Here is a 13,708-nt window from a genome sequence, read left to right as displayed (position 1 = left end):
ATATCTGAGGATACGTGAAACATTCTTATTATTTTCGATTGTCGCCCTGTAACGCCGTCAGCGAGCCTACAGCCAGCGCCTCTTTATAATGCTTGCGGCAGACCGAGACATAACGTTCATTGCCTCCTATCACCACCTGCTCGCCATCAGCATAGGGTTTACCCGACTGGTCCAGGCGAAGAACCATACTTGCCTTGCGGCCACAAAAGCAGATTGTTTTCAGCTCAACCAGCTTATCCGACCAGGCGAGCAGATACTGACTGCCGGCAAATAACTCCCCACGAAAATCGGTACGTAATCCATAGCAAAGAACGGGAATATCCAGCTCATCAACGACCTCTGAAAGTGCGTGGACCTGCTCTCGGGTCAGGAACTGGCTTTCATCTACCAGCACGCAATGGACAGGCTTAGAGGCATGCTCGGCACGAATGTCCTCCAGCAGGTCCGTTTCAGGGTTAAACAGCCTTGCAGGCGACGAGAGCCCTATTCTTGAGCTCACCTTCCCTGCCCCAAAGCGATCGTCGATTTCGGCGGTATAAACAACGGTACGCATCCCCCGCTCCTGATAATTGTATGAGGATTGCAGTAACGCCGTCGATTTCCCTGCATTCATTGCCGAATAGTAGAAATAAAGTTGTGCCATTGGCCGAAGAACCCTAATCAATGTGTAATATTCCCGATGGATCATTGTACCATATTTTGTACCGTCATCAGCGGCGGGCTGCGCTCTCCAGCCTGCCATGCATCAGTAAATCCTTCGCGAGTGGCGCAAAATAATGCGTTAAAACAGGCAGTAAAGGCATTAAACACTGACAATAAGGTGAGTCCGCAACCAGAGATAACACTTCTTTTTATAGTGTCTTCTTCGTTCATTAAAATTCACTATTTATTAACTATTCTTGTCTTCGCTGCGCTTACTCGGGGTAATACAAAAGGCTGATATTTATCAATCGCAACTATAATTCCTGAGGTAAAAGTCACAAAACATACACGCAAATGACGCGCTTTTGCCGTTTGAAACGATATCTCACAGACCCAACAAACAATGAAATTTAAGTTAGCGTAATTAATAATAGCGTCGTTTATTTTGTATTTTTTGAATTCCTTACATTCCCACCTATTGCACAAGTGAAATTAAGGCTCTATTATTAGGACAACAAACCCACCCCCATTATAAGTTTGAGATTACTACAATGAGCGAAGCACTTAAAATTCTGAACAACATCCGTACTCTTCGTGCGCAGGCAAGAGAATGTACCCTTGAGACGCTTGAAGAAATGCTCGAAAAATTAGAAGTTGTAGTTAACGAACGTCGTGAAGAAGAAAGCGCTGCTGCGGCTGAAATCGAAGAACGTACACGTAAACTGCAACAGTATCGTGAAATGCTGATTGCCGATGGTATCGATCCAAACGAATTGCTGAACAGCATGGCTGCGGCTAAAACCGGTACCAAAGCAAAACGCGCGGCACGTCCTGCTAAATATAGCTACATCGATGAGAACGGCGAAGAGAAAACCTGGACCGGCCAGGGCCGTACTCCTGCTGTAATCAAGAAAGCAATGGACGAACAAGGTAAACAACTGGATGACTTCCTGATCAAGGATTAATCTGGAAAGATTCTGAAAAATCCCGCTTAATGCGGGATTTTTTATGCCTGTAATATTCGCCCGAACATCTCCTTACATTCTGTCATATTGTGAGGCTCCCTATTTAACGTCCTTGACAATCCCCCGCCAATTACGGAGCGACAGGCATAAAAAAACCGGTGGGCATCGCTCCACCGGTCTTGTTCACTGGGCTGTGAGTTTATTACTTAATACCCACGCTACCTTTGAGCCAGGCTTTAAATTCTTCACCCAGGCTGTTATGGCGAATACCATATTCGACGAATGCCTGCATATAACCGAGCTTATTCCCGCAGTCATGGCTCTTACCTTTCATATGGTAGGCTTCCACGGTCTCTTTCTCGATCAGCATATCGATAGCATCCGTCAGCTGGATTTCATCGCCCGCACCCGGAGGCGTTTTCGCCAGCAGAGCCCAAATTTCAGCGCTCAGTACGTAACGACCAACGACAGCAAGGTTAGACGGCGCGACGTCCGCTTTAGGTTTTTCAACAACGCCAACCATCGGTACGCTTTCGCCAGGTTGCAGGTCAACGCCTTTGCAGTCAACCACGCCGTAAGCGGTCACGTCGTCGACTGGCTCAACCATAATCTGGCTGCTGCCGGTTTCGTCGAAGCGTTTAATCATTTCCGCCAGGTTTTCCTGGGAAAGATCGGACTCGTACTCATCAAGAATCACGTCAGGCAGAATAACCGCGACCGGCTCATCACCCACTACCGGGTGTGCACACAATACTGCGTGCCCCAGGCCTTTCGCCAGGCCCTGACGAACCTGCATAATGGTAACGTGTGGAGGGCAAATAGACTGCACTTCCTCCAGCAACTGGCGCTTAACGCGTTTTTCCAGCATTGCTTCGAGTTCGAAACTGGTATCGAAATGGTTTTCGATAGAGTTTTTAGATGAATGCGTCACCAACACAATTTCGGTGATACCTGCTGCAATACATTCATTCACGACATACTGGATTAATGGCTTATCAACCAGAGGCAGCATCTCTTTTGGGATTGCCTTCGTCGCTGGCAACATCCTGGTACCCAATCCCGCCACCGGGATAACGGCCTTTCTGACTTTCGAATTAAGGGCAGCCATTGAAATTCTCCTGAACTGTTCAAGTTTTGAACTTTTATGCATTGAATAACGCGTTGAGTATACAGTCTCAGCCACTAATACGGGTCTGAAAAGAACGCGTTGCCGATCAATTAAGACAAATACGCATGAAACTTGCAGCGATAGTAGCACTGCCAGCAAAAACACAGGTAAAGCAATCTGAAAAATAAAATCTGACTGCTTACTCCGTGGACAACATTAAGCGTAACCGCCCTCCGGCACCCCAAATTTGGCACTGCCAGGAGGTGCAGCGATGGCTAATTTGATTAAGGTAAGTATTTCCCAGCGTACCCAACGGCACGCCGTTACTCACCTGAATATGGTGTTCGCCAGTATTCAGTGTGGCATTTAAACCCGCAGACACCAGAATAAGGTTATTCAACCCGCTGTGATAATAGCCAACCAGAAGCGGGAACTGCCCCGGCAAATTGGCCTGGCGAAAAAGTTGGTTGACCTGTTTTAGTAAACTGCCTAACTCAGGAAGTCGTTGCCCCTGATGGGATAATTGTTCCTGTAGCAATCCATTAAACAGCGCCCGGAGTAATAAGGCCGCCAGAACGCCGTTATCTCCCGCCCGGGTAACATCCAGGCAATAAAAAGCGAGGTCAGAATCTGATAACGGCGCAATATCCAGCACCAGCCCAGGCTGGTCAGCCGCTACCAGCTGGCGATAATTTACTCTGCAATGAGAGATATTTTGCTGCACCGGCGGCTGAAGTTCCTGAAGCAGCTTCGCGGCCGCGAGCGGATTACTGACTAAAGCATCCCAGTCCTGGAAAAGACGTTCTTCTTCTTCCACCCGGGAATTAAACATATTGGGATACAGGCAGGCCAACACCGTTTCACGCAGACGGTTCAAATCTTTAACCGGTTTGAGCAGAATATCCTGCACACCTAAACGCAACGCCTTAGCAATATCCGCCATATTTTCGGTGGCCGAGATCACCAGTATCGGTGTCTGATAACCTTCATTACGCAGGTTTTCCACCAGCATTAATCCGTCCATGCGCGGCATCTCAAGGTCGCAGATCATCAGATCAGGCGCCATGCTGGCCATTTTTTCCAGTGCCTCGACGCCATCTTCGGCAAGGGACGTGGTTGCCCCCAGTGAGGTTAACCACGAATCCAGTAGCGATCGGAAAACGGGCTCGTCTTCTACTATCAAAATATGTTTTCCGGCCAATGGCTGTGTCATGGTTCCTCCCCTGGCTGACAGTTACTCAATAGTGGCATGCTATTGGTACTATCGCCTGTCAGATTTTGCTGAAGTAATCAAAAAAGTGCTCAACGTGCTGTACGCACAAAAGGCAACAATTCATCTATTTTCTTTTCGACGGCTAACGAGCCCGCTGCTATGGCGGCCTCAGCCCGGTGGAAATCAAGGGTAGAGATTTGTGGACAATAGGGTTGAATAAGAATATCCGGAGGATCGCCAGCCATACGGTTTCGCTTCAGGCGATTCTCAAGGATTTGAATAGAGGTCGTCATGATTTCAATGGCGTTCGGCGCGGTCACCGCGCGACGGGCGGTCAGGCGCCCTATTCTGCCGCGTAATCGCGCATGCCAGGCAAGTTTCTCTTCTTCCGCGTCATCGCTCTGAAGATTAACCGGCATCAAATCTTGCTGCATAAGGTGTGCGTCGTGCTGTAAATCCACGGCAATAACGATATCCGCCCCCATGGCGCGGGTCAGAGAGATGGGTACAGGATTCACTACGCCCCCATCAACGAGCCAGTAGCCGTTGTGAGGCACAGGCGCCATTAACCCCGGCATGCTACAGGATGCGCGAACGGCAAGATGAATATCCCCTTCAGTGAGCCATAACTCCCTGCCCGTACTGAGGTTGGTTGCAACGGCACCGAAAGGCATTTGGCAGTGGCTGAAGTCAGCGAGGGGCATTATCTTACGAAACTGATTGAACACGCGTTCGCCGCGCAGCAGGCCGCCACGCTGCCAGGAGAGATCCATCAGGCGCAGCACATCCCAGTAACTGAAGGAGCGCACCCAGCTTTCAAGCTCCGGGAGCTTACCGCAGGCGTACGCGGATCCGACCAGCGACCCGATTGAACATCCTGCGACAATATCAACGTCAATCCCCATTTGGTTTAAGGTATTGATAACGCCAATATGTGACCAACCCCGGGCTGCACCTGAGCCCAACGCCAGTCCAATTTTTACCTTTCTCATTAGCCCTGTTTTACTTCCCCTGGATTCCCGACATAGCGTCAACGCACCTGCTCAGTTAACATATTGCTACCTTAAGCGTTTAACGCCTTATTTTTTGTTCCAGGAAGAGAATCGTGTCTCAACTCTGCCCCTGTGGTAGCGCTCTGGAGTATAGCCTATGTTGCCAGCGATATCTTTCTGGCGAGCAGGTTGCACCAGACCCGTCACACCTTATGCGCTCGCGGTATACTGCTTTTGTGATCAAAAACGCAGACTACCTGATTAAAACCTGGCATCCGTCCTGCCATGCTGCCGATTTTCGCCAAGAGATTGAAGCCGGATTTGCCAACACCGTCTGGCTGGGCCTCACCGTCTTTGAAGCCGCTCCCGGCCGCGATGCCAACGAGGGCTATGTCAGTTTTGTCGCCCGCTTTAGCGAACAAAACAAACCCGGCGCCATCATTGAGCGCTCACGGTTCTTAAAGGACAGCGGGCAATGGTATTATATTGACGGCACACGTCCGCAATTTGGTCGTAACGATCCCTGCCCCTGTGGTTCAGGAAAAAAATTTAAAAAGTGTTGCGGCAGTAATGCCTGACAACTCAGACTTCGCAAATACATAAACAGGATTTCCCGGCGATGCAATCATTACAACGTAAAGTTCTGCGCACTATCTGTCCCGATCAAAAAGGGCTGATCGCACGAATTACCAACATTTGCTACAAGCATGAACTGAATATCGTGCAGAACAACGAGTTCGTTGACCACCGTACCGGTCGCTTCTTTATGCGTACCGAACTGGAAGGCATTTTCAACGACACAACCCTGCTTGCCGATCTGGACAGCGCCCTGCCGGAAGGCTCGGTGCGCGAGCTGAACCCGGCGGGCCGTCGCCGCATTGTCATTCTGGTCACCAAAGAGGCGCACTGCCTGGGCGATCTGCTGATGAAAGCCAACTACGGTGGCCTGGACGTCGAAATTGCCGCCGTCATTGGCAACCACGAGACGCTGCGTACGCTGGTAGAACGTTTCGACATTCCGTTTGAACTGGTCAGTCACGAAGGCCATACCCGTGAAGAGCACGACAACCTGATGGCAGCTGCGATTGAAGCGCATAACCCGGACTACGTGGTGCTGGCGAAATATATGCGCGTGCTGACGCCATCCTTCGTGGCGCGCTTCCCGAACAAGATTATCAACATCCACCACTCCTTCCTGCCAGCCTTTATTGGCGCGCGTCCGTATCACCAGGCATACGAGCGTGGGGTGAAGATCATTGGCGCAACCGCGCACTACGTGAATGACAATCTGGACGAAGGTCCAATCATCATGCAGGACGTGATCCACGTGGATCACACCTATACGGCAGAAGATATGATGCGTGCTGGCCGTGACGTTGAGAAGAACGTACTGAGCCGTGCGCTGTATCAGGTACTTGCTCAGCGCGTCTTTGTGTACGGCAACAGAACGATTATTCTTTAATCCCTCGGAAAATGAATTGATTAGCTTTACGCCTTTACGGATAAAAAGCAGGCAAACAGCTTCATTTTCCTAAAGGAATGCTTTACAGGGGCGTCTCATTTGATATGATGCGCCCCGCTTCCAACAGGAAGCAGGCCAGTTAAAAGTATTACCCCGTGGTGGGGTTCCCGAGCGGCCAAAGGGAGCAGACTGTAAATCTGCCGTCATCGACTTCGAAGGTTCGAATCCTTCCCCCACCACCATCTCCAGCTTTACCTCAAAATATGAATTACCCCTGGTGGGGTTCCCGAGCGGCCAAAGGGAGCAGACTGTAAATCTGCCGTCATCGACTTCGAAGGTTCGAATCCTTCCCCCACCACCATCACTTCCAGATTCTTAAGCACTCACTCAAGCACAATGCTCCATATTTCTCGATGCCGGGAGTAATCCTTCCCTGCCTGTTTTCCCCGGTGGCGCTTCGCTTACCGGGGCTACGAATAGGGTCTGTAGGCCGGGTAAGGCGCAGCCGCCACCCGGCATCCGCACGCCCCCCTGGATCGGGGACAAAAAAAACCCCGCAAATGCGGGGTTGTATTAATACAGCGAATCAGCGACGAGCACGCACAACCTGATATTTGCGCGTCAGGTACTCCACCGGCGCACTCCAGATGTGCACCAGGCGAGAGAACGGGAACAGCACAAACAGGGTCATACCCAGCACCAGGTGAACGCGGAAGATAAACGCCACGCCGTCCAGATGCTCAGAAGCGCCCCCGCGGAAGGTCACGACAGACTGTGCCCATCCAACCAGCTTCATCATCTCGCTGCCGTCCATATGCTGCGCAGAGAATGGAATGGTCAGCAGACCAAGCGCACACTGCACCATCAGCAGGGAGAGGATCAGGATGTCCGCTCCGGTCGTGGTAGCCCGCACGCGTGGGCTGAACAGACGTCGTTTCAGCAGCAGCAGACCACCCACCAGGGTCATCACGCCACAGGCGCCGCCGGCAATCATCGCCATCTTCTGCTTCACTTCAATCGGCAGCCACGCTTCGTACATCCAGTGCGGGGTCAGCATCCCCAGGAAGTGGCCGGCGAAAATTCCCAAAATCCCGATGTGGAACAGGTTTGACGCCAGGTTCATCCCTTTACGATCCAGCATCTGGCTGGAGGCAGCACGCCAGGTGTACTGGCCATAGTCATAACGCAGCCAGCTTCCCACCAGGAATACGGTGCCCGCGATATACGGGTAAATGTCAAAGAAGAACATATTCAGGAAGTGCATTAGTGCTGTCCTCCGTTAGAGATATTCAAATATTGCGGAGCCACCGCTCCGGCAAAACGACGCTGATGCGCGGAGATTTCAGATTCGCCACAGCTCTGGTCAGCAAAGAATTTCACCTGCTCTTCTTCCCAGACGGCATCCAGTGCTTGTGGGGTATCGTCACGGGCTTCATCCGCAATTTTTTCCGCCACTTTTTGACTGTCAACCGAGGCGTTAGCCAGTTTCACCAGCAGATCGAACAGGACTGCATAGCTGCTCTCACGTTGCTGGAGACGCGCGCCGAGCAACGCCAGAATGGGAGCAATGTCCTGCAACCCGCCCAGCGCTTCCTCTTTCGGCAACTGCGCCAGATATTCCAGATACAGCGGCAGGTGATCCGGCAGCTCGCGGCTGTCGAGTTGCAAACCGTGCTGCTCGTACTGGCCCATCAGATCCACCATCGCCTGACCACGGTCGCGGGATTCACCGTGAACGTGTTCGAACAGCAGCAGAGACGTGGCACGGCCCCGGTCAAACAGCTGGCTGTAGTCCGCCTGCGCATCAAGAAGATCGCGTGCCAGCAGATCGCGGAGGAAAACGCCCAGCTTCTGGGCATCCTCTTTATCCAGGTTTTCAGATGACGCGAGTGCATCAAAGAGTTCCTGTTGATGCTGCACAAGCGCAGCATCAGGGTACTCGAGCAGACGCGAAACAATGACGAGTTCAATCATTGGTGCGGCTCCGTTTTGCTGGTCACATCCATCGCGTCAATGCGGCGGCTGTTGAACAGGTTGAATTTGCTGTCTGACCCGTGGCAACCGTCGCCAAAGGTAAAGCCACACCCACTTTTCTCCGGGAAGGCCTCGCGAGCCAGTTCACGGTGGCTGCTCGGCACCACGAAACGATCTTCGTAGTTAGCGATTGCCAGATAGCGGTACATCTCCTGCGCCTGCGCTTCGGTCAGACCAACCTCCTCCAGCGCGCGGGTATCGTTAACGCCGTCAACGGTTTCGGCACGTTTGAAGTGACGCATCGCCAGCATACGTTTCAGCGCGAGCAGTACCGGCTGGGTATCCCCTGCGGTGAGCAGGTTGGCCAGATACTGAACCGGGATACGCAGGCTTTCCACGTCCGGCAGAATGCCGTTGCTGCCCAGTTCACCCGCGTCCGCCGCAGACTGAATCGGAGACAGCGGCGGCACGTACCAGACCATCGGCAGCGTGCGGTATTCCGGGTGCAGCGGCAGGGCCAGCTTCCAGTCCATCGCCATTTTGTACACCGGAGACTGCTGTGCGGCATCAATCACGCTCTGCGGAATACCGTCTTTCAGCGCCTGCTCAATAACCTTTGGATCGTTTGGATCGAGGAAGACGTCCAGCTGACGCTGATACAGATCTTTCTCGTTCTCGGTGCTTGCGACATTTTCAATCGCGTCCGCGTCGTACAGCAGCACGCCGAGGTAGCGGATACGACCTACGCAGCTCTCTGAGCAGACGGTCGGCATACCGGCTTCGATACGCGGGTAGCAGAAGATGCACTTCTCAGACTTACCGCTCTTCCAGTTGAAGTAGATTTTTTTGTACGGGCAGCCGGTGATGCACATACGCCAGCCGCGGCACTTGTCCTGGTCGATCAGCACAATGCCATCTTCTTCACGCTTGTAGATGGCGCCGCTTGGGCAGGTCGCCACACACGCCGGGTTAAGGCAGTGTTCGCACAGGCGCGGCAGGTACATCATGAAGGTGTTTTCGAACTGGCCGTACATCGCCTTCTGCATGTTCTCGAAGTTCTGGTCTTTGGCGCGTTTTTCAAACTCGCCGCCCAGAATCTCTTCCCAGTTTGGACCGCTGGTAATTTTGTCCATGCGCTGGCCGGTGATCAGCGAGCGAGGACGGGCGATCGGCTGGTGTTTGCTTTCCGGCGCGTTGTGCAGATTCTGGTAGTCGTAATCAAACGGCTCGTAGTAATCATCAATGCCCGGCAGATGCGGGTTAGCGAAGATTTTTCCCAGCAACATGGCACGGTTACCCATGCGCGGTTGCAGTTTGCCGTTGATTTTACGGATCCAGCCGCCCTTCCACTTCTCCTGGTTTTCCCAGTCGGTCGGGAAGCCGGTGCCCGGCTTACTTTCCACGTTGTTGAACCAGGCGTACTCCATACCTTCACGGCTGGTCCAGACGTTTTTACAGGTGACTGAGCAGGTATGACAGCCGATGCATTTATCCAGATTCAGCACCATGCCGACTTGTGAACGAATTTTCATTTTACGCTCTCCTGTACCTGGTCATTACCTTCGCCATCTAACCAGTTAATATTCTTCATCTTACGTACCACCACGAACTCATCGCGGTTCGATCCTACGGTGCCGTAGTAGTTAAAGCCGTAGGCCAGCTGGGCATAACCACCGATCATGTGGGTCGGCTTCGGCGTAATACGGGTCACGGAGTTGTGAATACCGCCGCGCTGCTCGGTGATCTCAGACCCCGGCAGGTTAACGATACGTTCCTGCGCGTGGTACATCATGGTCATCCCGGCCGGTACACGCTGGCTCACCACCGCACGTGCCGTCAGGGCGCCGTTGCTGTTGAACACTTCGATCCAGTCGTTATCTTCGATACCCAGATCTTTGGCGTCCGCTTCGCTCATCCAGACGATTGGCCCCCCGCGCGACAGCGTCAGCATCAGCAGGTTGTCGCTGTAGGTGGAGTGGATACCCCACTTCTGGTGCGGCGTCAGGAAGTTCAGCGCCTTCTCAGGGTTACCGTTCGATTTCGCGCCCATCACCGCTTTCACGGAGCGGGTGTCGATTGGCGGACGGTAAACCAGCAGGCTTTCACCGAAGTCACGCATCCACTGGTGATCCTGATACAGAGACTGACGGCCAGAAAGCGTGCGCCATGGGATCAGCTCGTGAACGTTGGTGTATCCGGCGTTATAGGACACATGTTCATCTTCGAGGCCAGACCAGGTCGGGCTGGAGATAATCTTGCGCGGCTGGGCCTGAATATCGCGGAAGCGGATTTTCTCTTCCTCTTTATTCTTCGCCAGGTGCGTGTGGTCACGACCGGTAAACTCGCTCAGGGCCGCCCACGCTTTCACCGCCACGTGGCCGTTGGTTTCCGGGGCCAGGGTCAGGATCATCTCTGCCGCATCAATTGCCGTGTTCAGCATCGGCTGGCCTTTCGCCGGGCCGTCTGCTTTGGTGTAATTGAGCTTGCGCAGCAGGTCCATTTCGCTCTGGGTGTTCCAGGCGATGCCTTTACCGCCGTTACCGATCTTCTCCATCAGCGGGCCGATAGAGGTAAAGCGCTCGTAGGTTGCCGGGTAATCGCGTTCAACCGGAATAATGTGCGGCGCGGTCACGCCCGGGATCAGGTCGCACTCGCCTTTTTTCCAGTCCTTCACGTCCAGCGGCTGCGCCAGTTCGGCAGCGGAGTCGTGCTGGATTGGCAGCGTCACCACGTCGGTCTCTTTGCCCAGGTGCCCTACACAGACTTCAGAGAATTTCTTCGCGATGTCTTTGTAGATTTCCCAGTCGCTTTTTGATTCCCATGCCGGGTCAACGGCCGCAGACAGCGGATGAATAAACGGATGCATATCCGACGTATTCATATCGTCTTTTTCGTACCAGGTGGCAGTAGGCAGCACGATGTCGGAGTACAGGCAGGTACTGGACAGACGGAAGTCCAGCGTTACCACCAGATCCAGCTTGCCGTCGAGACCGTTGTCTTTCCACTCCACCTCTTCCGGCTTTACGCCGCCCTGCTTGCCGAGATCTTTACCCTGAATACCGTTTTCGGTACCGAGCAGGTATTTCAGCATGTACTCGTGGCCTTTACCGGAAGAACCCAGCAGGTTAGAGCGCCAGATGAACAGGTTACGCGGATGGTTTTTACCGTTCTCCGGCTGTTCTGCCGCGAAGCGGATTGAGCCGTCTTTGAGGGATTTAACGGTGTAGTCCACCGGTGACATGTCCGCTTTCTTCGCCGCTTCCGCAATACGCAGCGGGTTCGTACCCAGCTGCGGCGCAGACGGCAGCCAGCCCATACGCTCAGCGCGCACGTTGAAGTCAATCAGGTGGCCGCTGTAGCGGGATTTATCCGCCATCGGCGACAGCAGTTCCTGGGCGGTAACCGTCTCGTAGCGCCACTGGCTGGAGTGGTTATAGAAGTAGGAGGTGCTGTTCATGTGACGAGCCGGACGCTGCCAGTCAAGGGCAAACGCCAGCGGTTGCCAGCCGGTCTGCGGACGCAGTTTTTCCTGGCCCACGTAGTGCGCCCAGCCGCCGCCGCTCTGCCCGACGCAGCCGCAGAAGATCAGCATGTTGATCAGGCCGCGATAGTTCATATCGAGGTGATACCAGTGGTTCAGACCGGCACCGACGATGATCATGGAGCGACCGTGGGTTTTGTCGGCGTTTTCCGCAAATTCGCGGGCGATACGGGTGATCTGGGCGCGTGGCACACCGGTGATCTGCTCCGCCCAGGCTGGGGTATAAGCCTTCACGTCATCATAGCTGGTCGCGCAGTTTTCGTCGTTCAGGCCGCGCTCCAGGCCGTAGTTCGCCATGGTCAGATCGTAGACGGTAGTGACCAGAGCAGTAGAACCGTCCGCCAGTTGCAGGCGCTTCACCGGCAGCTTGTGCATCAGAACGTTTTGCAACTCAACCTTGTTGAAGTGCTCGGAACCTTCACCACCAAAGTACGGGAAGCCGACATCGGCGATCTCATCCTGGCTGCCCAGCATGCTGAGACGCAGCTCCGTCTCTTCACCCGTGGTGCCGTTACGCTGCTCCAGGTTCCATTTGCCTTTTTCGCCCCAGCGGAAGCCGATAGAACCGTTTGGCGCCACCAGCTCGCCGTTGCTGTTGCAGGCGACCGTTTTCCACTCCGGGTTGTTTTCCTGACCCAGCGCATCCACCAGATCCGCGGCACGCAGCATACGGCCTGCGGCGTAATAGCCGTCACGCTCTTCGAGCATCACCAGCATTGGCATGTCGGTATAGCGACGCACGTAATCGGTGAAATACTGGCTTGGCTTGTCGAGGTGGAATTCACGCAGCATGACGTGGCCCATCGCCAGCGCCATTGCGGCATCGGTACCCTGTTTCGGCGCCAGCCACAGGTCGCACAGTTTGGCGATTTCGGCGTAGTCCGGGGTCACGGCGACGGTTTTGGTCCCTTTGTAACGTACTTCGGTAAAGAAGTGCGCATCCGGGGTACGGGTCTGCGGAACGTTAGAGCCCCAGGCGATGATATAGCTGGAGTTGTACCAGTCAGCGGACTCCGGCACGTCGGTCTGCTCGCCCCAGGTCTGAGGCGACGCTGGCGGCAGGTCGCAGTACCAGTCGTAGAAGCTCAGGCAGGTACCGCCGATGAGTGACAGGTAGCGCGCGCCGGAGGCGTAAGAGACCATCGACATCGCCGGGATTGGCGAGAAGCCTGCCACACGGTCAGGACCGTAGGTTTTCACGGTGTAGACGTTAGAAGCCGCAATCAGCTCGTTCACCTCTTTCCAGGAAGAACGAACGAAACCACCGCGACCACGCGCCTGTTTGAAGCTTTTCGCTTTGTCGGCATCTTCAATAATGGAGGCCCAGGCATCAACCGGATCGCTGTGCTGCACTTTCGCTTCACGCCACATTTTCATCAGGCGTTTACGCATCAGCGGGTATTTCAGACGGTTGGCGCTGTAGAGATACCAGGAGTAGCTGGCCCCACGCGGGCAGCCGCGCGGCTCGTGGTTCGGCATATCCGGACGGGTACGCGGATAATCGGTCTGCTGCATTTCCCAGGTCACCAGACCGTTTTTAACGAAAATCTTCCAGCTACATGAGCCAGTGCAGTTTACGCCGTGGGTAGAACGGACAACTTTGTCATGCTGCCAGCGTTGACGGTAACCGTCTTCCCAGTCCCGGTTGGTATCCAGAACCTGGCCGTGCCCATCGGCAAAAGTTTCACCCTTCTGTTTGAAGTAGCGAAACCGGTCCAAAAATTTGCTCATCGGGTATCTCCTGTGTGGAGCCTGTGGCTCTCTAAATCGACATTGCTGATTTGCAGCGAAGGTAACGCTATGAAAGATGG

The 13,708-nt window shown here is 53.8% G+C and carries 11 protein-coding genes and 2 tRNA genes; 5 read left to right on the top strand and 8 right to left on the bottom strand.

What is annotated here, in order from left to right:
* Positions 1 to 28: 28 nt before the first annotated feature.
* Entirely contained in the window at positions 29 to 643 is a 615-nt protein-coding gene (gene tdk, locus SK58_RS11850; protein ID WP_003856726.1) for a thymidine kinase, read from the bottom strand.
* A 550-nt stretch (positions 644 to 1,193) separates the two neighbouring features.
* Between tdk and hns the strand changes: the two genes are divergently transcribed.
* On the top strand, positions 1,194 to 1,607 hold the full coding sequence (gene hns, locus SK58_RS11845) for a histone-like nucleoid-structuring protein H-NS (RefSeq protein WP_003856724.1): 414 nt from the start codon (positions 1,194 to 1,196) through the stop codon (positions 1,605 to 1,607).
* Between the two features lie 202 nt (positions 1,608 to 1,809).
* Here hns and galU read toward each other — a convergent pair whose 3' ends face one another.
* The 3 genes from galU to rssA all read right to left on the bottom strand — a co-directional run bounded on the left by galU (position 1,810) and on the right by rssA (position 4,920).
* Positions 1,810 to 2,715, bottom strand: coding sequence for a UTP--glucose-1-phosphate uridylyltransferase GalU (galU, locus tag SK58_RS11840; RefSeq protein WP_003856723.1), 906 nt, complete (start codon positions 2,713 to 2,715; stop codon positions 1,810 to 1,812).
* A gap of 199 nt (positions 2,716 to 2,914) precedes the next feature.
* On the bottom strand, positions 2,915 to 3,928 hold the full coding sequence (gene rssB, locus SK58_RS11835; protein ID WP_048219930.1) for a two-component system response regulator RssB: 1,014 nt from the start codon (positions 3,926 to 3,928) through the stop codon (positions 2,915 to 2,917).
* 89 nt (positions 3,929 to 4,017) lie between these two features.
* Positions 4,018 to 4,920 (bottom strand): patatin-like phospholipase RssA, encoded by a 903-nt coding sequence (gene rssA / locus SK58_RS11830; RefSeq protein ID WP_017384239.1) that lies wholly within the window; start codon positions 4,918 to 4,920, stop codon positions 4,018 to 4,020.
* Between the two features lie 113 nt (positions 4,921 to 5,033).
* Here rssA and SK58_RS11825 point away from each other — a divergent pair, with 113 nt between their 5' ends.
* The 4 genes from SK58_RS11825 to SK58_RS11810 all read left to right on the top strand — a co-directional run bounded on the left by SK58_RS11825 (position 5,034) and on the right by SK58_RS11810 (position 6,743).
* Entirely contained in the window at positions 5,034 to 5,498 is a 465-nt protein-coding gene (locus tag SK58_RS11825; RefSeq protein ID WP_023303849.1) for a YchJ family protein, read from the top strand.
* A gap of 41 nt (positions 5,499 to 5,539) precedes the next feature.
* Complete coding sequence (purU, locus tag SK58_RS11820; protein WP_003856715.1) at positions 5,540 to 6,382, top strand: formyltetrahydrofolate deformylase; 843 nt, start codon at positions 5,540 to 5,542, stop codon at positions 6,380 to 6,382.
* 157 nt (positions 6,383 to 6,539) lie between these two features.
* Positions 6,540 to 6,624, top strand: a tRNA-Tyr gene (locus SK58_RS11815).
* A 34-nt stretch (positions 6,625 to 6,658) separates the two neighbouring features.
* Positions 6,659 to 6,743: transfer RNA gene (locus SK58_RS11810), tRNA-Tyr, on the top strand.
* Between the two features lie 225 nt (positions 6,744 to 6,968).
* Here the strand turns inward: SK58_RS11810 and narI are convergent.
* Genes narI through SK58_RS11790 form a run of 4 tightly spaced genes read right to left on the bottom strand, consistent with a single transcriptional unit; the run spans position 6,969 to position 13,628 of the window.
* Complete coding sequence (gene narI, locus SK58_RS11805; RefSeq protein WP_015570365.1) at positions 6,969 to 7,646, bottom strand: respiratory nitrate reductase subunit gamma; 678 nt, start codon at positions 7,644 to 7,646, stop codon at positions 6,969 to 6,971.
* Positions 7,646 to 8,356 carry a nitrate reductase molybdenum cofactor assembly chaperone gene (gene narJ / locus SK58_RS11800; protein ID WP_017384242.1) on the bottom strand — a complete coding sequence of 237 codons (711 nt, stop codon included), beginning with the start codon at positions 8,354 to 8,356 and terminating at the stop codon, positions 7,646 to 7,648. The genes narI and narJ overlap by 1 nt, the downstream gene beginning before the upstream one ends.
* Entirely contained in the window at positions 8,353 to 9,888 is a 1,536-nt protein-coding gene (narH, locus tag SK58_RS11795; RefSeq protein WP_015570363.1) for a nitrate reductase subunit beta, read from the bottom strand. The genes narJ and narH overlap by 4 nt, the downstream gene beginning before the upstream one ends.
* Positions 9,885 to 13,628 carry a nitrate reductase subunit alpha gene (locus SK58_RS11790; RefSeq protein WP_017384244.1) on the bottom strand — a complete coding sequence of 1,248 codons (3,744 nt, stop codon included), beginning with the start codon at positions 13,626 to 13,628 and terminating at the stop codon, positions 9,885 to 9,887. The genes narH and SK58_RS11790 overlap by 4 nt, the downstream gene beginning before the upstream one ends.
* Positions 13,629 to 13,708 lie beyond the last annotated feature (80 nt).

It is taken from the genome of Enterobacter sp. BIDMC93, assembly GCF_001037805.1.
GTDB classification, from domain to species: Bacteria; Pseudomonadota; Gammaproteobacteria; order Enterobacterales; family Enterobacteriaceae; genus Enterobacter; species Enterobacter hormaechei_C.
Note: the sequence above shows the minus strand (reverse complement) of the source record. Positions and strands in the feature narration are given on the sequence as shown.